The sequence below is a fragment of the Kitasatospora sp. NBC_00458 genome, assembly GCF_036013975.1.
Taxonomy (GTDB): Bacteria; Actinomycetota; Actinomycetes; order Streptomycetales; family Streptomycetaceae; genus Kitasatospora.
Genome location: NZ_CP107904.1, coordinates 2,824,475 through 2,846,340, shown reverse-complemented (window position 1 = coordinate 2,846,340; position 21,866 = coordinate 2,824,475). Strand labels below are relative to the sequence as shown.

Genomic DNA, 21,866 nt, shown 5'->3' with positions numbered 1-21,866 from the left:
GCTCGTGTCCCGGCTCGTGCCCGGTGCCGCCCCGCTCCCCGCGGCGGTGCTCAGTGCACCTCGGTGACCACCACGTCGAGCTGCCAGGGCTTGCGCGCGGTTCCCTCGGCGGCGACCTCCACCCGGTAGCCGAGGCCCAGCAGCGCGTCCAGCAGCTCGCCGGGAGTCTTGGGCTCGGCGCCCGCGACCAGCAGGTCACGGACCAGGCGGCCCTTGGTGGCCTTGTTGAAGTGGCTCACCACCGTGCGCTTGCCGTTCCGCTCCTGGAGCACCCGCACGGTCGCGGTCCGGGACACCACCTCGCCGGCGGGCTTCCAGGCGGCCGCGTACGCGGAGGAGCGCAGGTCCAGCACCAGCCCGTCGGCGACCTCCGGCAGCACGGGCGCCATCGCGCTCCGCCAGTACGCTCCGAGCGCCCCCAGTCCGGGGAGTTTCACGCCCATCGAGCACCGGTAGGGCGGGATCCGGTCGTCGATCCGCACGGCGCCCCAGAGCCCGGAGAAGACCAGCAGCGTCCGCACGGCCCGCTCGTGCGCGGCCTCGTCGAGCGTCGCCAGCCCGAGGTTGTCGAAGAGCACGCCGGTGTACACCCGCCCGGCCGGGAGCGCGCCCGCCGTCGGCAGGCCGGCGTTCCTCGCCACCTCGCCGCGCAGCCCGGCGCTGAGCCCGAGCACCCCGGCGGCGGCGTCCCCGTCACCCCGGCAGAGCCCGACCAGCGTCTCCAGCACCCGGGCCCGGGCGGCCGTCAGCCCGGGCAGCGACAGTCCGTCGAGCGCCACCGGCACGCCGTCCCCGGACGCGGCCTTCCCCTCCGAGGGCGGCAACAGGACCAGCACGGCGGACTCCTCAACACTTTGTGGCGACGGACCCCGCCACCCTACGCAACCGGCCCCCGCTCCCGGTAACCCGTGCCGGCCGCCGCGACCGCCGCCGCCCCGGCGCCGAGCGCCAGGCAGAGTGGCGAGTAGTACCGGGTGTCGAGGCGCCGGAACCGCTCCGAGTGCCCGGCCAGGCCGCCCCCGAACACCACCAGCCCGCCCGCGCCGCGCGCCAGCATCACCGCCGACACCGCCCGCACCCCCGCCCGGCGCAGCCGCGCCGGCCCCACCGCCGGCACCACCCCGGCCTCCGCGGCCACCAGGTACGCGGCCGAGCCCAGCAGCCCCGCCACCGCCGCGCACGCCGCCGCCGGGGGCACCCCGTCGCCGGTGCCGACCACGGCGTCCGCGAACTCCTCCGGGGTCCGCAGCGGCCACGGCGTCACCGTCCACAGCGCGTGCAGCGCCCCCGTCCCCGCCAGCACCCCGGCCACCGCCGTCCCCACGGCCCGTACCGCTCGCATCGCCCGACCCCCTTCGCCGCCGATCATCAGCGCCTCCCACGCTACGACTCCTCACACCGCCCGCCCGGGGCGGCCACCCCCAGCCACCCCCGGCCGCCCCGCCCCGGCCCGGCGGGCCCCGCCCCGGGAGCCGCCGGGCGTCGGCGCGCCGCCCGCCGCCGACGTCCGGCCGGAACCACCCGGCCGGTCCTACGCTGCCCCCATGCCCCGCCGAAAACTGCACGTCAAGGCCGCGGACTCGGCCCGGATCAACGACGAACTGGCCGAGTTGCGGACCCACCTGGAGATCCGCACCGAGTGGCCCGAGGCCGTGTTGACGGAGGCCGAACAGGCCGCCGAACGCCCGCGCCTGCCCGAGTACGACGCGACCGCCCTGCCGCTGTTCACCGTCGACCCGCCCGGCTCCCGCGACCTCGACCAGGCGATGCACCTCTCCCACCGCCCCGGCGGCGGCTACCGGGTGCACTACGCCATCGCCGACGTCGCCGCCTTCGTCCGCCCGGGCGGGGCGATCGACGAGGAGGCCCGCCGCCGGGTGCAGACCCTCTACTTCCCCGACCGGCGCGTCCCGCTGCACCCGACCCGGCTCTCCGAGGACGCGGCCAGCCTGCTGCCCGGTGAGCCCCGCCCCGCGCTGCTCTGGCAGCTCGACCTGGACGAGGACGGCGCCGTCGTCCTGGCCGACCTGCGGCGCGCGGTGGTCCGCTCGCAGCGACGGCTCGACTACGCGGCCGTCCAGCGCGCGGTGGACGCCGACGGCGCCGACGAACAGCTCGGCCTGCTCGCCACCGTCGGCCGGCTCCGCGAGGAACGGGAGCGCGACCGCGGCGGGATCAGCCTGCCCGTCCCCGAACAGGAGATCGAGGAGACCCCGCGCGGCTACCTGCTCGGCTACCGCGCGCCCACCCCCGCCGACGGCTGGAACGCCCAGATCTCGCTGCTCACCGGCATGGCCGCGGCCGAACTGATGCTGGACGCGGGCATCGGCCTGCTCCGCACCCTGCCCGCCGCCCCGCCCGCCGCGTACGAGCGGCTGCGCCGCACCGCCCGCGCGCTGGACGTGGACTGGCCGGCCGGCCTCCCGTACCCCGACCTGATCCGCTCCCTCGACCCGGAGAAGCCGCTGCACGCGGCGTTCCTCGACGAGTGCACCGGCCTGCTGCGCGGCGCCGGGTACGCCGCCTTCGACGAGAGCGGCGGCGTGCCCGCGCCGGCCGACCCGGTGCACGCCGCGCTGGCCGCGCCGTACGCGCACTGCACCGCGCCGCTGCGCCGGCTGGGCGACCGCTTCGCCCAGGAGGTCTGCGCGGCGGTCGCGGCGGGGGAGGAGGTGCCGGCCTGGGCGCGCGAGGCGCTGTCCGGGATCCCGGCGCTGATGGCGGCCGGGGACCGCCGTTCGAGTGAGGTCGAGCGGGCCTGCGTGGACCTGGTGGAGGCCGAGCTGCTGGCCGGCCGGGAGGGCGAGGACTTCTCCGCGCTGGTCGTCGACGTGGACGGCAAGCGGCCCGGCCACGGCACCGTCCAGCTGCGCGAACCCGCCGTCCGGGCCCGCTGCGAGAGCCCCGACGGCGCGTCAGGCGGTCCCGCCCTGCCGCTCGGCGAACTGGTCCGGGTCCGGCTGACCACCGCCGACCCCGCCACCCGGACGGTCCGCTTCGCCACCGTCTGAGCCCCCGGCTGGTGGGAGGATCGAGCCGTGGCCGAAGCGACCTCCCCCAGCCCACCGCCCGCCGCCCCGAACCCGGCGCCGCTCGGCGACCCCGACCGGCGCCGCCGGCTGCTGATCCTGGCGATCTGCTGCCTGAGCCTGTTCATCGTCGGACTCGACAACACCGTCGTGAACATCGCCCTCCCGGAGATCCAGAAGGACCTGGACGCCCCCGCCTCCGGTCTGCAGTGGATCATCGACGCCTACACCCTGGTGCTCGCCTCGCTGCTGATGCTGTTCGGTTCGGTGGCGGACCGGTTCGGCCGCCGCCGGGTGTTCCAGACCGGCCTGCTGCTCTTCGTGCTCGGCTCGCTGCTCTGCAGCCTGGCGACGAGCCTGGAGTGGCTGGTGCTGTTCCGCGCGGTGCAGGCGGTCGGCGGCTCGATGCTGAACCCGGTGGCGATGTCGATCATCACCAACACCTTCACCGACCCGAGGGAACGGGCCCGGGCGATCGGTGTCTGGGGCGGCGTGGTCGGCATCTCGATGGCGCTCGGACCGCTGCTCGGCGGGTTCCTGGTGAGTACGGCGGGCTGGCCGGCGATCTTCCTGATCAACGTCCCCGTCGGCCTGCTCGCCTGCCTGCTGACCGCCCGCTACGTCCCCGAGTCGCGCGCCCCCCGCGCCCGGAGGCTCGACCCGGTCGGGCAGCTGCTCATGGTGGCGCTGCTCGGCTGCGGCACCGCCGCGATCATCGAGGGCCCGGAGCACGGCTGGACGTCCCCGCTGATCCTGGGGCTGGCCGTGATCGCACTGGTCGCGCTGGTGGCCTTCCCGCTCTGGGAGCGGCGGGTCGCCGAGCCGCTGGTCGACCCGCGGTTCTTCCGCAGCGCGCCGTTCACCGGCGCCACCCTGACCGCGGTCTGCGCCTTCGCCGCGCTCGGCGGCTTCCTCTTCCTCAACACCCTCTACCTGCAGGACGTCCGCCACTACAGCCCGGTCGAGGCGGGGCTGTGGACGCTGCCGATGGCCGGGATGATGCTGGTCTGCGCACCGCTCTCGGGCCGGATCGTCGGCAGCCGGGGCCCGCGCGGCCCGCTGGTGATGGCCGGACTCGGCCTGGCCGGCAGCGGCGTGCTGCTCACCCGGCTCGCCGCCGACTCCCCGCCCGTCCTGCTGCTGGTCGCGTACGCGCTGTTCGGCTTCGGCTTCGGCATGGTGAACGCGCCGATCACCAACGCGGCCGTCTCCGGCATGCCGCGCGCCCAGGCCGGGGTGGCGGCGGCCGTCGCCTCGACCAGCCGGCAGGTCGGCCAGTCGCTCGGCGTCGCCGTGATCGGCACCGCGGTCACCTCGGCCGTGGTCGGCCCCGTCGTCACCGGCTTCGCCCCGGCCAGCCACGTCGGCTGGTGGATCGTGGCCGGACTCGGCGTCGTCATCCTGGCGATCGGCCTGGTCACCACCACCGCCTGGGCCACCGGGACCGCCTCCCGGGTGGCCGCCCGGCTCGGCGGCGAACCGCCCGTCGCCCGGGCCGCGGTACGGGAGGCCCCGCCCGAGCGGCTACGATGACGACTACGGCGGAAGAGCCGGCCGGGCGGCCGCGACGGGTCCTCAGGACCCGCCGAGGAACGTCCGGGCTCCACAGAGCAGGGTGGTGGGTAACGCCCACCCGGGGTGACCCGCGGGACAGTGCCACAGAAAACAGACCGCCCGCCGCTTCGGCGACGGGTAAGGGTGAAACGGTGGTGTAAGAGACCACCAGCGACCGGGGTGACCCGGCCGGCTCGGTAAACCCCACCTGGAGCAAGGTCAAGATCGGCGCCCCCGGGCGCCGTGCGCGGATGACCGAGGGCTGCTCGCCCGAGTCCGCGGGTAGACCGCACGAGGCTGTCGGCAACGGCAGCCCTAGATGGATGGCCGCCTCCCCGGCTCGCGCAAGCGGCCCGGGAGACAGAACCCGGCGTACAGGCCGACTCTTCCGCCGTACCAGGGGCCTTGCCCCGAAAGGGCCTCCGACCTGTGTCGGAGGCCCTTTTCGATCTTTCAGGGGCTTGCCGTGTCACGCGGCGGAAAGTCCCTCGAACGTCCCTCGGGCAGCACTGAAAGTCCCTGAAAACCGTCAGACCTGCCTGCGCCCGCTTTGAGGGTGATCGCGTTCTCGTGGACCGTCGTTCGGGTCGCCCGCAGCCACTGCTCTCATTCCTGAGGGCTTTGCGGCTGGTGGGTGGTGTGCAGGGGGAGGCTTCCGCAGAGCAGGCACCCCCGGCTGCGTCTGGAACAGACGCAGCCGGAACGGGCTCAGCGGAGGCTTGTTCCTGCGTCGCCGGGAGGTTCGGTACTCGGTCACGGCTGGGTCGTCCACCGGCGCGCCCTTGACGACCGGCCGGTGTCTGACGATCTTGGTCCAGGCGAACTTGGCGAGGTGGCGGCCGGTCTCCCGGTCGTCGAAGACCCACCGGTCCTGCCTGGAGGTGTTGAACCGGCCGAGGTACCGGGCCGTGACCCGGCCCCTCGGCTTGATCAATAGCATGCCGCGAGAGTGACGGACTTTGAATCCCTGAGGTCGCAGCCCTACCGCCCGGATCCACGACCGGTCACTCCGAGTTGCCGATTCCACGGCTGTGCCGGAGTCGCGGGAACGGGCCGTCCGGCCCCGCGGCCCGCATCCGCCCCACACGAGGGTGCGAAGCAGTGGGAGAGGACGGCGGCGACGAGTACACCCCCCCGGAGCGCGAAAACGGCCCTGGCCTTCAGGGTTGCAGGTCAGGGCCGCCCTCCCCGTCAGTCGTCCGGTGAGCCCGACGTATAGGCCTGCTCGTCCGTCGTACCCGCCGGGTCACGCCTCGGGCGGTGCGGAACCCAGTCGTGCCGCGGCCACGGCCGCCACGACCGTCTCGGCCGCGACCTCCGGCGGTGTGTGCTCCCAGAGGCGGACCACGGTCCAGCCGGCCTCCCGCAGGGCGCGGTTCGTCTCGATGTCCCGCTCCTTGGTCCGGTTGAGCTTCCTGGTCCAGAACTCCTGGTGCACGGCCGGCGTCGTCCCGTGCTCGGGGCAGCCGTGCCAGTAGCAGCCGTCCACGAACACCGCGACCTTCGCCTTGGTGAACACCAGGTCCGCCGTACGCCGCAGTCCGGTCAGGGGACGGGCGGAAACCCGGTAGCGGAGCCCGGCGGCGTGGACGAGGGCACGCAGTCGCAGCTCGGGAGTGGTGTCCCTGCCCTTGTTGGCCCGCATCGAGCGACGGGTGCCCTCCGAGGAGGCCCAGGAGGCCGTGCCCCCCTCGGGTGGCGGCGTCAGTAGGCCGGCCTCCCGTGCGAGTCGCCACCCCTCGCGGAGATTGGCGTATCGGGTGCGGCGGGCGACCACGCCCAACGGCACACTGTGGGAGCGCCGGTCGACGGACCAGCTGAGCCGGGCGCGCACCGTTCCGGTCCGCGCCGACGTGGTCAGTACCACGCTGGCCTGTCGGAGCCGGCCCTCCCCGACGTCGACCAGTCGGGCGTCGGCGCCGCCCGCGGCGCGGTTCTGCTCCCTGGCCCGGTCGGCCCGGCTGGGAGCCTTCGCGGGCGTGGCCTCGGCCCCCTTCACGCCTGCCTTCGTCAACTTTCCTCCCTGGTTTCAACGCCCCCTGGTCTCCGTGCCCCCGTCGGCGCGCACGCGCACAGGGTATGGGGAACAACGCCGTGCGCGCGGGGCGGCGGCGGGAGGCTTCCGGCCGTCGGGTCCGTGACCTGCCCCGTGACGCCCACAGTTGATCGCGCCTGTAGTGTTTTCGCCAGTCAATCCTTGGCTGGGGCCTGTTTGTCGCCGTCATGCCACGGGTGGGGCGTGGGCGAATCAGCGAGACAGGGAGCCGGGCGTCGTCATGGACGAGTTCGATCGGCAGTATGCGGAGTTCAAGCAACTGATCAAGCAGAAGACGCCTGAACAGGCGTTGAGCATGATCAGACTCTTCGGCATGAGCGAGGAGCTCGCTAGGCGCATCGGCGAACGCCATCAGCAGGAGACGATCGAGGTCCGGGAGCGGCGTCAGCCAGGATCGGTCGTCCGAAACAACCGGCGGACCTGGTACGTCGGCCCCCAGGAGGGCGACCGCTGCTGGCCCGCCCTCCAGGGACTGCTTGGCGGTACCGGTTGGGACGCGGCCTCCCTGCGCGGTCTGGACGACGCGTCGACCAAGGTCGTCTCCATGTTGGACCACCCGCTGGAGAAGGAGTTCTCCACCCGTGGGCTCGTCGTCGGGTACGTCCAGTCCGGCAAGACCACCAACTTCACGGCGCTCATCGCCAAGGCCGCGGACGCCGGTTACAAGTTCTTCATCGTCCTGGCGGGCATGCACAACGGCCTGCGCCGTCAGACGCAGCTGCGGTTGCAGGACCAGCTCGTGGACCAGGTGGTCGACCAGTGGCATGCGCTCACCGGTCCCGACGGGGACTTCGAGCCGCCGCACGGCAACCCGGCGGCCTTCTTCGCCCAGAGCAATGGCCAGCACGTGCTGTGCGTCGTCAAGAAGAACGTCCCCAGACTGCGCAAGCTCAAGAACTGGCTTGAGAAGGCCCCGGACTACCTGAAGAACTGTCCCACCCTGATCATCGACGACGAGGCGGACCAGGCCAGTGTGGCCTCGAAGACCACCAACCCGCTGATCCGGGAGATCATCGACCTCTTCCCGCGCGGCGGCTACGTCGGTTACACGGCGACGCCCTTCGCCAACCTGCTCATCGACCCCTCCAGCGAGGACCTGTACCCGAGGGACTTCATCGTCAACCTGCCCAAGCCCGAGGGTCACTTCGGCACCGAGGTGTTGTTCGGGCGCCAGCCGATCGCCGGCGAGGACCCGGACGACGCCCCCGACGGCTACGACATGATCCGCACGGTCCCCTACGAGGAGATCCCGCTGGTCCGGCCGGGCCGGGACGAACTGGAGCAGTTCGTTCCCGAGATCGCCGGGGCGCTGCGCGACTCGGTGCTCTACTTCTGGCTGGCCACGGCCGCCCGCCGCTACCGGGGGACGGGGAACCCGCACTCCACGATGCTGGTGCACACCAGTGTCAACACGACCGTGCACGAGAGCTTCAAGGCCCCGCTGGAGGACCTCCGTTCCGAGATCGCCTCACTGGTCGAGCTCGGCGACGAGGCGACGCTGGACGGGCTTCGGGCGATGTGGCGCAGGGAGACGGGACGGGTGGCGGCCGATGAGTTCGGCGAGGAGGCGACCTCCTTCGACGGGCTGCTGAAGCACCTCCCGGCCGTCCTCGCGGACTGCCGGGTCATCCTGGACAACTCCACCAGCGTGGAACGCCTCGACTACGAGAGCGGCCCGGTCACGGCGATCGCCGTCGGCGGCAACACCCTCTCGCGCGGGCTGACCCTGGAGGGGTTGGTCGTCAGCTACTTCGTCCGGGGTGCCTCGACCTACGACACGCTGCTGCAGATGGGGCGGTGGTTCGGCTTCCGCAAGGGGTACGCCGATCTGCCCCGGGTGTGGATGACCGACGACCTCCGTGACTGGTTCCGCCACATCGCCACCGTCGAGTCCGAGATGCGTCGCGACATCGACCGCTACCTGGTGGAGGACGAGACGCCGCTCACCTTCGCGGTCCGGCTGCGTAGCCACCCGGCGCTGCGGATCACCGCGGCGACGAAGATGCGTGACGCCATCAGGGCGAGCTCCTCCTACGGCGGGCAGCGTGTTCAGACACGTTACTTCCACGCCCACGACGCCGAGTGGCTGCGCGGAAACCAGAACGCCGCCCGCGACCTCCTGGACGACGCGTTGAGGCTCGACGGCGCCCGCCACGAGGATCTCGCCGCCCGAGGCAGGCCGGGCAGACACCTCCTGCGCAACGTGTCCCACGCGTCCGTTCTCAGGTTCCTCGACTCGTACCGCTTCCACGAGAAGTCGATCGACTGCGACACGCGGCTGATCAGGGAGTACATCGAGCGGCGGACGCGCACCGGAAACGGCGGCTCGCTCCGTCGTTGGAACGTCGCGGTCGTCGGCAACGCGCCGACCGGCTCGGCCGACACCCGCTACGAGTTCGTGCCCGGTGTCGCGGTCGACCGGATCGTCCGTGCGAAGCAGAAGACCGGGGACCCCGCCGCGGCGGACATCAAGACCCTGATGAACCCGATCGACGCCGGCGTCGACCTCGACCTGGAGAAGTGGGTCGGACAGAAGATCACCGAGGACATGCTCAAGCAGGCGCGGCAGGCCCAGTCGCCCGACACCGGCCTGCTCGTGCTCTACCCGATCGACCGGACGTCCCCCACCCGACGCAAGGAGCGTCTGCCGTTGGACGCCGTGGAACACGTCATCGGGGTGGGAATGGTGTTCCCGGTGCCGCGGGGCGAGGACACCCGGGTCGAGTGGTTCAGCGCGGACCTCTCGGGCGTCGTGCCCGACGACGACCTGGACGCCCTGCCGGAGGAGGACCTCGCGGCGGCCCTCTACGAGGAGCAGCTGTGACATCCGGGCGCGGTCTTCAGGACCTCCTTGAGGAGCACTGGGCGGCGCTCGGCGGTGCCGCGTCCGGCCGGGCGGACGTCGTGCGCACATCGGCGCTCCCCGTCGACACCGACTTCGGGCGGCTGCTCGCCGCGGTGGACGGCCACGGCTTCCGGCACCTGCTGATACCGCTTCAGCGCCGTCAGACGATCACCGGGGGCGCGGTCGGGGCGGCGCTGCGCATCTTCGAGCGCCCCCTGCAAGACGACGAGAGCTACGGCAGGTACGCGGACATCACCTGCTCGCTGCGCGAACTCGACGACGTCTTCACCGGGCTCTGCCGCGACGTCCTGGTGGCGTTGGAGGCGGACGGCGAGCGTCCGTACCGAACGGCGCTGGCCGTCGTCGACCGTTGGCGCAGGCTCTTCGCGGGTGGCCCGAGGGCTCTCACCCAGGAGCAGCTCGTCGGCCTGTACGGCGAGTTGACCGTGCTGTCGAGGATGCTGGAGGCCGATCCGGGTGCCACCCGCTACTGGGCGGGCCCCGAGGGCGGCCGGCACGACTTCACGGACGGTCGCCACGCGGTCGAGGTGAAGAGCACCGCCGGGACGTCGGAACGCAGGCTGGTCCAGGTGCACGGCCTCGACCAGTTGGAGGAGCCGGCCGGCGGGGATCTCCTGCTGGGCTGGCACCGCTTTGAGGACCACCCCGACGGTCCGAGCCTGCCCGAACTGGTCCAGCGCGTCCGGGACCTTTGCGACGACCAGCACGAGCTTCTCTCCAAGCTGATGCGGGCCGGGTACCGACCCGTCGTCGGCGATCACCAGTACGAGCGGCGGCTGCGGCCGGTCGAGAGCAGGTGGTACCGGGTCGACGAGAGGTTCCCGCGTATGACCCCGACGTCGGTCGTCGGCGGGGTGCCCGCAGGAGTGTCGGACGTCGCCTACACCGTCGACCTCGGCGGCGTGCAGACCGAACCGCTTGCGGAGGCCGAGGTCGACCATCTCCTCGCACGGGTCGGGGGGCCGCTTTGACCGCACCGCGATGGCTGTCCGAACAGCACGGCCCGGGTGGCGGCAGCGGCGGTGCCTCGTTGCTGCGCCGCCTCGACGCCACGGGACTCGACGGGTTGACGCTCCTCGTCCGCGAGTCGGTCCAGAACAGCTGGGACGCCCGTACCGGCGACGGCCCGGTCGACTACCGGGTCGAGCTCCGCACTCTGCGCCCCTCCGAGTCGCCCATGTGGAGAAGGCTGCTTGAGCAGGGCGCCCCGACGCCCGCGCACCTGCCGCTGCGCCCCTCGCTTCAGCGCGGGGCTCCGAGAATGCTCACCGTCACGGACCTGGGCACGAAGGGGCTCGGTGGTCCCACCCGGGCCGACGTGGTGTCGGACGAATCGTCCGACTTCGTCGCCTTCGTACGCAACATCGGAGACTCGCAGGACGCTGAGAACCGGGGTGGTACGTACGGAGCCGGCAAGGTCGTGTTCCATCTGGCCTCCGCCGCGCACACCGTGCTGGTCCACACCCGGTGCAGGGTGGCCGGGCGACTTGAGACCCGCCTGATCGGGTGGGCCATCCACGAGAAGTACGCCACCGAGACCGTCCACGGCGTCAAGTCGTTCACCGGTCGCCACTACTGGGGTGATGTCAGGGACGGGGCCGGGCAGGGCGGCCTCAAGTACGTCGAGCCGCTGGTCGGCGCGGAGGCCGACGACGTGGCCCGGCGGCTTGGGCTGCACCCGTTCCCCGAGGGGGCCACGGGCACCACCGTCGCGATTGTCGACCCGGTCCTTGGCGAACGCGACGCGGACGAGGCGATGCGCTGGATCGCCGACGCGATGGTGTGGAACCTGTGGCCCAAGATGTTGCCCGGGGCGGACGGCAGGCCGCAGTTGCGGCTGTCCGTGGTCAACGAGGGCCGGGAGGTGCCGGTGGCGGATCCCACGACCGTGCCCCATTTGGCGCCCTTCGTCCACGCGTACCGGGCGATGGACAGAACCGTCGAACACCGGGGTCTCAAGCGGACGCTGGGCACCTTCGGCCTGAAGCCGCTCATCAATCCGATGGGGCGGCCCTCGGAGGTGGCCAGGCAGGCGGGCGTCGTCGAACGGGTCCATCACACGTGTCTGATGCGCCCCGTCGACCTGGTGGTGAGGTACCTGGAGGGACCGGCCCCGGCCGAGGAGGCGATGGGCTACGCCGCAGTCTTCCGCGCCGACTCGGGCATGGACCGGGCCTTCGCCGCCAGCGAGCCCGCCACCCACGACGACTGGCTCGTGGAGAAGCTATCCGGTGACGACCACCGTCTCGCGAACCAGGCCCTCAGAGAGGTCAAGCGGGAGATGCGGGAGGCGGCGACGCCCCGCACACCGACCGACGAGGTGGGGGAGGGCGTCTCCCTGGCCCACATGAGCCGGCTGATGTCGGGCCTCATGACCGGGGCGCCGGGTCAGGGAGGGGCGTCCGTGTTCACCCCGCCGGCCCGGCCTGGGCGCAACGATTCCGGCGCGGGCGGCGCCGGGGCGCGCCACAACGCCGGTCAGGGCTTCGCACCGGGCGCGGGCCACGGTCGGCGCACTGCGCGGGTACGCTACCTGGACGAGGCCCGTCTGGACACCCTCTCCGGTGCCCCGGTGCTGATCCAGCGTTTTCAGCTGCTCGACCCCGGTGCCCAGGAGGTGAGCGCCGTGCTGGCCGTCGCGGTTGGCGGGGGCGGACGCGAGGACACCCCACCGGAGGGGGCGGCGGTACCGGAGGTCGTCGGCTGGCTGCCCGAGGCGGGCCCGCTGGTCGCCTCGCCTGTATTGAGCGTCACGGAGGGGGACGACCGCGTGTGGTCGCTCGTTGTCACCCCCGCTCCCGACACCGTCACCGAGATGGCCGTAAGCGCCGAAGGCGAGGCCTTGTGAGCGTCCGTCAGGTGCATCCCTACCGTCGTCCGCGCGCGGGGGACATCGGCGCCGAGGGGTGGATGGTTCGGCTGGACGGGGAGGGGCGTGGTCCGCTGCCGCCCTATGTGCCGGGCTGGGACTACCAGTTCGACCTTCGGTTGGAGCGCGAGGTCCGCATTGACGTCGACGCCGTCCGGGAGTCCGTAGGCCTTCCGGCGGACGCGCGGCTGGCGCTGGCGGTCGTCTGGAGCTCCTCGGGTTCGGGCCTGCGGGTACGGGCCGAGCACGTCCCGCTTCCCGCGCATGGCGCTCTGACCGTTCCGATCGCCTTCACCGTGCGGGGCCGTGACAGCGGTGGCGTTCTGACGCTCGACACCCAGCTCGTGCTCGCGGCGAGGGTCCCGGACGCCGCCCCGCTCACCGCGCGCCGCGCGGGCTCGGTGCTGTGGTGCGACGAGGCACAGGTCCGTCTACAGGGCGACGACTCCCAGTTCCCGATGACGGTTGTCGACTTCGAGGCGCAGGGGTATCCGGCCGACGCGCCGTGGTACCTGTCTGTGGGGCCGGATCCTGCGGCCGCCGCCATGGGGGCGATGGTCCTTCTGGTGAACAGCAGGGTCCCGCCGGTCCTTGAGGCCATGCAGCGCGCCGGCCAGCCGTCGGCCTCGGACCGCCTGATCCACGCCGCCGTGCAGGCGGACGTGGTCCGGTTGCTGATCGAGCACGCGGTCCGCAACCCGGAGCTGCGTGACGACTCGCAGTACGAGCCGGAGACCCTGGGGCACCTCCTGCTCGGGATCGTGCGCACCCGCTTCCCCGACACCTCGTTGGACGGACTCCGTCGGCTCCACGAGAGCGAGCCGTCGCTCTTCTCCGCCCGCGTTCAGGGCGCCGTCGGGCTGTTCGCAAAGGATTCCTGATGGTCTTTCTCATGCCGCAGCTGCTGCCGTCGGCGATCGACGAGCTGTATGCGGAACACCTCGGGGAGACACCCGAGGCGCTGGCCGGCCGGGCGGCCGTCGCCCACCCCTCCATGTACTACGCGGCGACCGGCGGAAGCCGGCTGCCCGCCGACCGGTTGGCGGTGCTTCGATCCGCGATCGTGGCCAAGGCCACCGAGAACGGGTACCCGCAGGCGTCGAGCAGGCCGCCGAGCCGTCGGGACGCGGCGCGCTTCGACATGGACGTGGCGCAGATCCTCTACCAGGAGGCCGGCATCATGCCGGCCGAGGCCCTCTCCCCACAACTGTGGGCCTTTCTGTCGCTGGTGGTCATGCCCGACGTCGCGGCGTGGCGCTTCCCCGGCTTCAACCCCCGACGGGTCACCGGCCGCGACATCACCCGCCACGTGTTCGGGCGCCTCTGGTGGCGGGCGCACCTTGTCGGCGGCGAGAGGCTGGACCGGGAGGACCTCTTCGACGCTCTCGCGGTGCTGGGGGAAGAGGCGTTCGACCAGGTTTTCGCCAGACGTACCTCCATTGGGGCCAGCGCGCACCTGGTCTGCGGCATTCTCCGCGTCTGGCAGGAGTTCGACATCCCCGAGGAGGAGGAGGTCGCCGACCGGACGGTCTTTCGCGACTTCCTCAAGCGGATCCTTCGGCTCAGGGCCTTCGTCTCGTTCGACGCGCTCGGTGAGGAGGACCTGGACGACGAGTTGAGGGCCCTGGTCGCCGAGTCGTTGCGGGCGACCACCGGCGTGGCGGAAGGCGCGGGCCGGCGCGACGCCCCCGTCGTCCCGGCGACGGTCCCCGGGCCGCGGCCGGCTGCGGGCGGACCGGCGGTCGCGGCGTCGTCCGACGCGGCCTCGTCGGACGGGCGACGGCCCACGGCCATAGACCTGTGCGCCGGGGTGGGCGGCCTGGCCCTTGGACTGGAGCAGGCGGGCTTCGACATCGCCGCAGCGGTGGAGATCGACAAGGACAGCTGCGACACGCTTCGGATCAATCGCCCCGCGTGGCGGGTGATGACGGGCGATCTGGCGTCCGTCGACCCGGGCGATCCGGTGCTCGGGACCGGCGCCGACCTCCTGGTCTGCGGACTTCCGCGGTCCCCCTACACTTCGGCGGGGCGGCAGCGCGCCACCAGTGACCCCAGGGACGCGCTGGAGGGAGCCCTACGGCTGGCGCGGGCCGTTCGGCCCCGGATTCTGGTGCTGGAGAACATCCCGGACTTCAAGGAGAAGCCGAAGTTCGAGGATGCCAGGTCCATGCTCCTCGAACTGGTCGAGGAGTTCGGCTTCGAGCTCGACTGGGGTGAGCTCCAGGCCGTCCACTTCAACGTCCCGCAGAACAGGGTGCACGTCTTCGCGGCGGCCATGTCCGCCGCGGACATGAAGCGCTTCTCGTGGCCGGGCCCGCTTGAGGGGCGGCGTCCGACCCTCGGCGAGACCCTGCTGCCGTCGATGGCCTCGGGGGGATGGCCGCACGCCGAGGAGTGGGCAGCTCAGGCGGGTGTTCCGGCCCCGCTGATCGTGGGCGGCGCCACCGGGCGCGGCGGGGCGGACCTGGGTCCGTCCCGCACCAAGGCCATGTGGGCCCGCCTCGGTGTGTACGGCGGGAGCCTCGGGGACGGGCCACCCGGACCGGACTTCGTGCTGGACCACGACGCCCCGCCCAATCAGGGGCTGCTGCGTCTCACGTTGGAGCAGGTCGCCCTCCTACAGGGTCTCCCGTCCGACTGGAAGGTCCAGGGGCTGAAGACCTCCGTGTACCGCCAGATCAGTCAGGCCGTTCCGCCGGTCATGGCCCGCGCGCTGGGGCGGAGCCTGCTGAACGTTCTTGAGGGCGTGAGGTGAGGACGTGGGACGGGGCCTGTTGACACCACCACATCCGCTCGGCGGATCCGTCCGCCTTGATCACCAAGTAGACTGCGACACCATGCCCATCCGCGACTCTGATCCCATCCAGCACGAGGACGGCTCCCCGAGGGAGCTGACCGTGGTGGACCTGTTCTCCGGAGCCGGGGGCTTCACCGCCGGCCTGACCAGGTCGTACCGGCCGGCGGGCGCGGACCGTAGCCCGTTCCGCAGCATCGCGGCGGTGGAGTTCGACGAGGCCGCCGCAGCGACCTACGCCGCCAACTTCGGTGGGCACGTGGCCAATGTGGACATCACGGGCTGGCAGCCGCCGGAGGAGGCCGGGAAGGCCGACGTGATCGTCGGCGGCCCCCCGTGCCAGGGCTTCTCGGGCCTCGGCAAGGAGGATCCCGACGATCCGCGCAACCTCCTCTGGAAGGAGTACGTGCGGGTCGTCCAACAGATCCGTCCGAAGATCTTCATCATCGAAAACGTCGACCGCTTCATGCGCTCGCCGCAGTTCGCGGACCTGCAAAGCGCCCTGGACGACGACCGGCTCGGCGACTACCTGATCGTTCCCGCGGTACTCAACGCGGCGGACTACGGGGTGCCGCAGGCCCGGCGGCGGGCGATCGTGATCGGCACCCGCAAGGACGTCATCGCGCGCCACCCCAGTCGCCGCCCGCTTCGGCACCCCGAGCCGACCCACGCCCGCACGCAGGACCTCACCGGGCGGCCGCTGTGGCGCACGGTGCAGGAGGACGTCTTCGACCTGGTCCCGAAGACCGTCGACGGGCTCGACCTGCCCGACGGTCGGGAGACGGGGGAAGGCGTCCCAGGGCCTTACAGGACCACCGAGCTCCACATCGGCCGCACACCCCGACCGCTTTCGCTGGCCCGCTACGCGGCGATCCCGAAGGGCGGCAATCGAAAGGACCTGCGCCACAAGACGGCGCTCATCGAGGGTGAGGTGGTCCCGCTCTCGACCGTGAGCTGGGACCGCCACAACAACGGCTCGGGCGACGTGATGGGGCGCCTGCACGCCGACCGGCCCTCGGTGACCATCCGGACGGAGTTCTACAAGCCGGAGAAGGGTCGCTATCTGCACCCGACGGCGGATCGGCCGATCACCCACCTTGAGGCCGCCCTGATCCAGGGCTTCCCGCCGGACTTCAAGTGGCACGGGTCGAAGATCCAGATCGCCCGCCAGATCGGCAACGCGGTTCCGGTCGGGCTGGGCGCCGCGATCGGTAAGGCGATCGACGAGTACTTGTCGGCGTGCGACCGGCCCTCTGTCTGAACCCGGCGTACAGGCCGACTCTTCCGCCCCCGGCCGTTCGGAAGGCCCCCTGAGCTGCGCGTCCGCTGTTCAGGGGGCCTTCTCGGTGCCGGACGTCCGGGGCGGTGCCGGACGGGTTCCGGGCCGGTGTCGGACGGGCCCGGAGGTGCGTCCGTGCACTGGGGGGTATTCCCACGCCCCCGGCCGGGGCGGCATGGATGACGGCCGGAGGCGTGGGAAGTTCGGGGTGCCGCGGGGTCAGTGCGCGGCGGTGGCCCGCTCCAGGTGGTCCTTGGCGGCGTTCAGCGTGGTCAGGCTGTTGCCGCCGAGTGCCCGGCGGACCACCGCGTGGGCCTCGTCCAGGGAGGAGACGCCGGGCAGCGCGAGCGCCTCGGCGGGGTGGAGCACCACGGTGTGGCGGGCGGTGGCGCGGGTGACGACCGGACCGGGGCCGGGCTCGGCGGTCAGCGTCCAGCTGCCGGTGTGCACGGTGAAGGCGGCGGGCAGCACGGTCTGCTTGTAGGCGAGCAGCGCGGGCGGACGTCCGATCCGGACCGAGCGGGTGGTGTGGACGGAGCCGTTGGGGGAGCGGCTGTCCATCTCCAGCACCTGCTCGCCGGGGCGCTCCTCGGTCAGTTCGACCCGGGCCACGTGCGGCAGCCGGGCGGGCCAGAGGTCGGCGCGGTCGAGGTACCCGTAGACCTCCTCCGGGGTGGCCCGGATCAGCACCGAGTCGGTGAACTCCCGCCGCAGGTCGGCGTGCCGGGCGTGCCCCTCGGCGATCCCGCGCAGCGCGGCGAGTTCGGAGGCGCTGTTGCGGTCGGTGGCCTCCTCGATCCAGTCGAGCTGCTCGGGGTCGTCGTCGACCGCGCTGAACCGGTGGTCGAGCACCACGCGGGCACCGCCGTCCGGCCGCCCGGTGATCTCCCACCGGCCGCTCATCGCGGCGACCGGCGGCGTGCTCAGGCGCCGGACGAAGTCGATCGTGAGCCGGTCCGGGTCGATGGTCCGCTCGGAGGTCCAGCTCTTGACCTCCTGGCCGGCCAGCGCCCAGATCGCCAGCAGTTCGCGGTGCGGGTCGAGGGCGGTGCGCTCGACGTGCACGGTGGGCGGGAACAGCTCGGGCCAGTCGGTGGCCTCGGCGAGCAGCCGGTGGACCAGCCGGGGGTCGGCGGCGATGTCGACGCTGTGCCGGGCGGTGCGGACGACGGGGTCGGTCACGGGGTCTTCTCCCTGCTCGGGTCGGGGTCGGGGCCGGGCGCCGTCCGGGGCTCGGCGGGGCGTCGCGGGGCGTCGCGGATCTCGCGGGGCTTGCGGGGCTCGGAGGTCTCGCGGGGCGGGACTCAAGGGCGGGGCTCGGGTACGGGGCGCGGCGGCGGGGCACCGGCGGGGGAGGGCGCCGGTGCGGGCGGACGGGCCGTCAGCGCAGGTGCACGCCGCCGTCGGCGAGCAGGACGGTGCCCGTCGTGTACGGGGCGCCGACCAGTCCGAGCACGGTCGCGGCGACGTCCTCGGCGGTGCCGAGCCGGCGCAGCGGGGCGATCAGCGGGACCTGTTCGCGCGGCACGGTGAGGGCCGACGTCCACTCGGTGTCGATCAGGCCCGGGGCCACCGCGTTGACCCGGACCTCCGGGCCGAGGGTGGCGGCGAGCAGCCGGGTGAGGTGCTCCAGCCCGGCCTTGCTCACCGCGTAGGGGATGGAGCTGCCGGCCGGGCGGGAGCCGGCGATCGAGGTGATGTTGACGACGGATCCGGCGCCGGTGGCGCGCAGGTGCGGGACGGCGGCCACGGTCACCTGCCAGGTGCCGATCAGGTTGACGTCGAGGATCTCGCGCCACACCTCGGGGGTGGCGGCGGCGAGGTCGTCGTGCGGGATGATCCGGGTGGTTCCGGCGTTGTTGACCAGTACGTCGAGCCGGCCGTAGTGCGCGACGGCCTCCTCGACCAGGGCGCGGGCCTGCTGCTCGTCGGCGATGTCGGCGCGGACGTAGTGGGCGTCCGGCAGGCTCTTGGCCAGTTCCTCGCCGGCCTCGACCGAGCGGGCCGAGTTGACCACCACGCGGTGTCCGGTCTCGGCGAGCCGGCGGGCGACGGCCGCGCCGATGCCCGTCGAGGAGCCGGTCACCAGGGCCACGGGCTGTTCGCTCACGGGGGTCCTCCGTTCGTCGTGGGTGCGGGACGGTGCGGGACGGGTGCGAGAGGTGCGGGAGGTGCGGGACGGGCGTGCCGTCCGTCCGTCGTGCTCCACGGTGTCCGCCCCCGGTGGAGGACCGCTGGAATCCTGGTGGGTTTCCCCGGGAATTCTTGCGGATTTGTTTCGCCCCGCGAACCCGTGCAAAGCCGCTTCCCCCCACCGGTCGGGATCGACCAATTCGCGCACCCGGTCCAGGAAATTCGTACTGGACCTGAAGCTTTGACCGGGGCTACAGTTGCCCCGGATAACATCAGATTTCGGGCTCCGCCAACTGTCGAATCAACGCATTCAGTCGAATCGGAAGGGAGTCGGGTATCGATGAGCATGGAGTTCGGGGTTCTGGGGCCGCTGTCCCTGGACGCGGCGGGGCGGAGTTATCTGCCCTCCGCACCCAAGCCGAAACAGCTGCTGGCGCTGCTGATCCTGAACGCGAACCGGGTGACCTCCGCCGCGGCCTGCATCGAGGAGCTCTGGCACAGCGATCCGCCGGCGACGGCCGGGTCGACCCTGCAGACCTATGTCCTGCACATCCGGAAGGCGCTCAGTGCCCTGCCCGGCGTCGGCTCGCTGGCCGCCGCCCGGCAGATCCTCAAGACCCACGACTACGGCTACGAGCTGGAGGTCTGCCCGGACGACGTGGACGTGGTCCGGTTCGGCCTGCTGGTCCGCGAGGGCCAGCGGGCGCAGGACCGCGGCCAGGACCACCGGGCGGCCGAACTGTTCGGCCAGGCGCTGGAGGTCTGGCGCGGGGACGTCCTGGTCGACGTCCAGCTCGGCCCGTCGCTGGAGGTGCACGCGCGCGGCCTGGAGGAGGCCCGGCTCGGCGTCTGGGAGCGCCGGGTCGAGGCCGAGCTGCGGCTCGGCCGGCACCACCGGCTGCTCAGTGAGCTGGCCAGCACCGCCGCCCGCTACCCGGCGCACGAGAACGTGCACGCCCAGCTGATGGTGGCGCTGTACCGCTCGGGGCGCTCCACCGACGCGCTGACCGTCTTCCAGCGGCTGCGTTCGGTGCTCCGGCGCGAGCTGGGGCTGGACCCGTCCGTCCGGCTCCAGCGGCTGTACGAGGCCGTGCTGCGCGCCGATCCGCTGCTGGACGTGCACCGGGGCGGCAGCGACCTGCTCTCGCTCGACCTGGCGGTCGAAGCGGCGAGGTCGGCGTGACGGGGGCCGGTGCGGCGGGAGCCGGTGTCCACCGGGCCGGCGTGGAACGGGTCGGCGTGGAACGGGTCGGCCCGAGGGGCGTCCCGGTGCCGCCGGTCCGGTCCGGGGCGGGTGCGCCCCACTGTCCTGTTGTCGTTCTTCTACCGAGAGGTGGTCCGAGGTGATCCTGGTGACGGGCGCGGCCGGCAAGGCCGGGCGCGAGGTGGTGGCGGCGCTGCGGGCGGCGGGTGAGCCGGTCCGGGTCCTGGTCCGGGACCCGGGCGCCGCCCGGTGGCCCGAGGGGGTGGAGGTGGTGGCCGGGGACCTGCGCGATCCGGCGGCGGTCGCCCCGGCGCTGGCGGGGGTCGGCCGGGTCTTCCTGCTGCTGGCGGAGGACGGCGGCGCGGGTTTCGCCGAGGCCGCCCGCGGCGCCGGGCTGGAGCGGGTGGTGCTGCTCTCCTCCAAGGCGGTCTCCGACCAGGAGTTCGTCGGCTTCGAGAACCCGCTCTACGCCAAGCACCTGCGCGGCGAGGAGCTGGTCGCCGGGCTGGGCGTGCCCTGGACGTTCCTGCGGCCGGGCGGGCTGGCGTCGAACGCGCTGCGCTGGGCCGGTGCGGTCCGCCGGGACGGCGTGGTGCGGGCGCTCTTCCCCGGGCTGGCGGCCCCGCTGCTGGACCCGCGGGACCTCGCCGAGGTGGCCGCGGCGGCGCTGCGCGAGCCCGGTCACGAGGGGCGGGTGTACACGCTGACCGGCCCGGAGGTGATCACCGTCCGGGAGCAGGTGGAGGTCCTGGCGGAGGAGTCGGGGCGGGAGATCCGGTTCGAGGAGCTGAGCGAGGAGGAGGCGCCGGCGGTCCTCGGGCCCAGTCTGCCGCCGGGTTTCATCGACATCTACATTCCGGTGCAGAAGCGCTACCTGACCACCAGGCCGGAGGTGCTGCCGACATTCCGGGAGCTGACCGGGCGGCCCGGGCGGACGTTCCGCGAATGGGCCCGGGCCAACGCGGCGGAATTCCGCTGAGCATGCCGGAGGACCGGTCGGCAGGTTTATCAAAAACCTGCCGACCGGTCTTTTCGGTGTTTGCCGGGTGAATTCCCGCAGATATTCCCGGGTCAGTTCGAGCCGCGTCCGGAGGGGACGGACCAGCGGTCCTCCGCACGCTCGGCGGCCGGTCCGGCCGGGACCACCCGTTCGGGGTGGATCCGGTCGAAGTTGTCGGCGAAGTTCTGCCGGATCACCCCGAAGTCGGTGGTCTCGCGGAAGGCCGGCCGCGCGTACAGGTCGCGGGCGTAGGCCCACAGGTGGGGGAAGCCGCCGGGGCGGCCGAGCGGCTCGGAGAGCAGGCCGGGGTAGGCGGTGTCGAGCCGGACCAGGGAGAGCCAGAGCCGGACGTCGGGTTCGGTGACCGCGTCGCCGAACAGGTACCGCTGCCCGGCCAGCCGCTGTTCGAGGGTGTCGAAGCGGTCGAAGAGGATGGTGAAGAACTCGGCGTGCTTCACCGGGTCGGCCTCGTGCCCGACCCGGTGCAGGCCGTTGTTGATGTCGTGGTGCAGCCACTGGTTGAACGAGTCGATCCGCGGGCGCAGCGGGACGGGGTAGAGGTCCACCGCCGGGTCCGCCCAGGCGTCGAACTCGGTGGAGAGGTCCAGGCTGATCGCGCCGGAGTCGTTGCTGACGAGGCGGCCGCCGGCCCGGTCCCAGAGCGCGGGCACCGAGGCGCGGCCGGGCCACTGCGGGACGGTCGTCTCGTAGGCGTCGCGGAGCCGGGTGAAGCCGTTGACCGGGTCCGGTCCGGACCGGCCGCCGAAGACCCAGCCGCGGCCGTCGCGCGAGTCGTCGACGTACGACAGCGAGACCACCTCCTCCAGGCCCTTGAGCTTGCGGACCACGGCGGCCCGGTTGGACCACGAGCAGCCCCAGGCCACGTACAGGTGGTAGCGGCCGGGCTCGGCGCGGTACCCGCTGGAGCCGTCGGCGGTGAGGCGGCCGTGCAGCGACTCGACCTCGCGGTACGGGCCGACCGGGGCCGGGCGGGACGGCCCGCAGGACTCCTCGGCGGCGTCGCAGCCGGGTATCCGGAGCGCGTCGGCGGTGGGCAGTCGGTCGATGGACATGGCGGAACT

At 72.7% G+C, this 21,866-nt stretch carries 16 protein-coding genes and 1 other RNA gene; 11 read left to right on the top strand and 6 right to left on the bottom strand.

The genetic code is table 11. The annotated features are described in order from the left end of the window. Positions 1 to 50: 50 nt before the first annotated feature. Both yaaA and OG550_RS11160 read right to left on the bottom strand, forming a co-directional pair. Positions 51 to 836 (bottom strand): peroxide stress protein YaaA, encoded by a 786-nt coding sequence (yaaA, locus tag OG550_RS11165; protein ID WP_327676549.1) that lies wholly within the window; start codon positions 834 to 836, stop codon positions 51 to 53. A 41-nt stretch (positions 837 to 877) separates the two neighbouring features. Continuing rightward, entirely contained in the window at positions 878 to 1,342 is a 465-nt protein-coding gene (locus tag OG550_RS11160) for a DUF3995 domain-containing protein (RefSeq protein ID WP_327676548.1), read from the bottom strand. 202 nt (positions 1,343 to 1,544) lie between these two features. Here OG550_RS11160 and OG550_RS11155 point away from each other — a divergent pair, with 202 nt between their 5' ends. From OG550_RS11155 to rnpB, 3 genes are all read left to right on the top strand, one after another. After that, the gene (locus OG550_RS11155) at positions 1,545 to 3,011 is read left to right on the top strand and encodes an RNB domain-containing ribonuclease (protein WP_327676547.1); all 1,467 of its coding nucleotides are present in this window, start codon (positions 1,545 to 1,547) and stop codon (positions 3,009 to 3,011) included. A 108-nt stretch (positions 3,012 to 3,119) separates the two neighbouring features. Further along, the gene (locus OG550_RS11150) at positions 3,120 to 4,562 is read left to right on the top strand and encodes a DHA2 family efflux MFS transporter permease subunit (protein WP_327683812.1); all 1,443 of its coding nucleotides are present in this window, start codon (positions 3,120 to 3,122) and stop codon (positions 4,560 to 4,562) included. A 13-nt stretch (positions 4,563 to 4,575) separates the two neighbouring features. Further along, positions 4,576 to 4,974, top strand: an RNA gene (gene rnpB, locus OG550_RS11145) — RNase P RNA component class A. Positions 4,975 to 5,829: 855 nt separating this feature from the next. Here rnpB and OG550_RS11140 read toward each other — a convergent pair. Continuing rightward, positions 5,830 to 6,597 (bottom strand): very short patch repair endonuclease, encoded by a 768-nt coding sequence (locus OG550_RS11140; protein ID WP_327676546.1) that lies wholly within the window; start codon positions 6,595 to 6,597, stop codon positions 5,830 to 5,832. A 262-nt stretch (positions 6,598 to 6,859) separates the two neighbouring features. Between OG550_RS11140 and OG550_RS11135 the strand changes: the two genes are divergently transcribed. The 6 genes from OG550_RS11135 to OG550_RS11110 all read left to right on the top strand — a co-directional run bounded on the left by OG550_RS11135 (position 6,860) and on the right by OG550_RS11110 (position 16,429). Further along, positions 6,860 to 9,463 carry a Z1 domain-containing protein gene (locus tag OG550_RS11135; protein ID WP_327676545.1) on the top strand — a complete coding sequence of 868 codons (2,604 nt, stop codon included), beginning with the start codon at positions 6,860 to 6,862 and terminating at the stop codon, positions 9,461 to 9,463. Then, positions 9,460 to 10,476: a PD-(D/E)XK motif protein gene (locus OG550_RS11130; protein ID WP_327676544.1), complete on the top strand. Its 1,017-nt coding sequence runs from the start codon at positions 9,460 to 9,462 to the stop codon at positions 10,474 to 10,476. The genes OG550_RS11135 and OG550_RS11130 overlap by 4 nt, the downstream gene beginning before the upstream one ends. A 59-nt stretch (positions 10,477 to 10,535) precedes the next feature. Next, complete coding sequence (locus tag OG550_RS11125; protein ID WP_327676543.1) at positions 10,536 to 12,353, top strand: hypothetical protein; 1,818 nt, start codon at positions 10,536 to 10,538, stop codon at positions 12,351 to 12,353. Beyond that, positions 12,350 to 13,255, top strand: a complete 906-nt coding sequence (locus tag OG550_RS11120) for a hypothetical protein (protein ID WP_327676542.1) — start codon at positions 12,350 to 12,352, stop codon at positions 13,253 to 13,255. Before OG550_RS11125 ends, OG550_RS11120 begins: the two co-directional genes overlap by 4 nt. Then, a complete protein-coding gene (locus OG550_RS11115) occupies positions 13,255 to 15,129 on the top strand; it encodes a DNA cytosine methyltransferase (RefSeq protein ID WP_327676541.1) in 1,875 nt (624 codons plus the stop codon). The genes OG550_RS11120 and OG550_RS11115 overlap by 1 nt, the downstream gene beginning before the upstream one ends. Before the next feature lie 142 nt (positions 15,130 to 15,271). Further along, positions 15,272 to 16,429, top strand: a complete 1,158-nt coding sequence (locus OG550_RS11110; protein ID WP_327676540.1) for a DNA cytosine methyltransferase — start codon at positions 15,272 to 15,274, stop codon at positions 16,427 to 16,429. A gap of 237 nt (positions 16,430 to 16,666) precedes the next feature. Here the strand turns inward: OG550_RS11110 and OG550_RS11105 are convergent, their stop codons facing one another. Together OG550_RS11105 and OG550_RS11100 are read right to left on the bottom strand one after the other, a co-directional pair. Beyond that, positions 16,667 to 17,629, bottom strand: a complete 963-nt coding sequence (locus OG550_RS11105) for an aromatase/cyclase (RefSeq protein WP_327676539.1) — start codon at positions 17,627 to 17,629, stop codon at positions 16,667 to 16,669. Between the two features lie 199 nt (positions 17,630 to 17,828). Continuing rightward, positions 17,829 to 18,557, bottom strand: a complete 729-nt coding sequence (locus OG550_RS11100) for an SDR family NAD(P)-dependent oxidoreductase (protein WP_327676538.1) — start codon at positions 18,555 to 18,557, stop codon at positions 17,829 to 17,831. Between the two features lie 363 nt (positions 18,558 to 18,920). Here OG550_RS11100 and OG550_RS11095 point away from each other — a divergent pair, with 363 nt between their 5' ends. Together OG550_RS11095 and OG550_RS11090 are read left to right on the top strand one after the other, a co-directional pair. Further along, positions 18,921 to 19,763, top strand: a complete 843-nt coding sequence (locus tag OG550_RS11095; protein ID WP_327676537.1) for an AfsR/SARP family transcriptional regulator — start codon at positions 18,921 to 18,923, stop codon at positions 19,761 to 19,763. Positions 19,764 to 19,923: 160 nt separating this feature from the next. Next, positions 19,924 to 20,763, top strand: coding sequence for an NAD(P)H-binding protein (locus tag OG550_RS11090; RefSeq protein WP_327676536.1), 840 nt, complete (start codon positions 19,924 to 19,926; stop codon positions 20,761 to 20,763). Positions 20,764 to 20,855: 92 nt separating this feature from the next. On the opposite strand, the gene OG550_RS11085 is transcribed toward OG550_RS11090, so the two are convergent. Next, positions 20,856 to 21,857 carry a glutathione S-transferase C-terminal domain-containing protein gene (locus OG550_RS11085; RefSeq protein WP_327676535.1) on the bottom strand — a complete coding sequence of 334 codons (1,002 nt, stop codon included), beginning with the start codon at positions 21,855 to 21,857 and terminating at the stop codon, positions 20,856 to 20,858. Positions 21,858 to 21,866 lie beyond the last annotated feature (9 nt).

Bases quoted from the DNA above. Each gene is read 5' to 3' on its own strand.
- OG550_RS11160 (WP_327676548.1), bottom strand. From the start codon at position 1,342: ATGCGAGCGGTACGGGCCGTGGGGACGGCGGTGGCCGGGGTGCTGGCG.
- OG550_RS11155 (WP_327676547.1), top strand. From the start codon at position 1,545: ATGCCCCGCCGAAAACTGCACGTCAAGGCCGCGGACTCGGCCCGGATC.
- OG550_RS11135 (WP_327676545.1), top strand. From the start codon at position 6,860: ATGGACGAGTTCGATCGGCAGTATGCGGAGTTCAAGCAACTGATCAAG.
- OG550_RS11115 (WP_327676541.1), top strand. From the start codon at position 13,255: ATGGTCTTTCTCATGCCGCAGCTGCTGCCGTCGGCGATCGACGAGCTG.
- OG550_RS11095 (WP_327676537.1), top strand. From the start codon at position 18,921: ATGAGCATGGAGTTCGGGGTTCTGGGGCCGCTGTCCCTGGACGCGGCG.
- OG550_RS11085 (WP_327676535.1), bottom strand. From the start codon at position 21,857: ATGTCCATCGACCGACTGCCCACCGCCGACGCGCTCCGGATACCCGGC.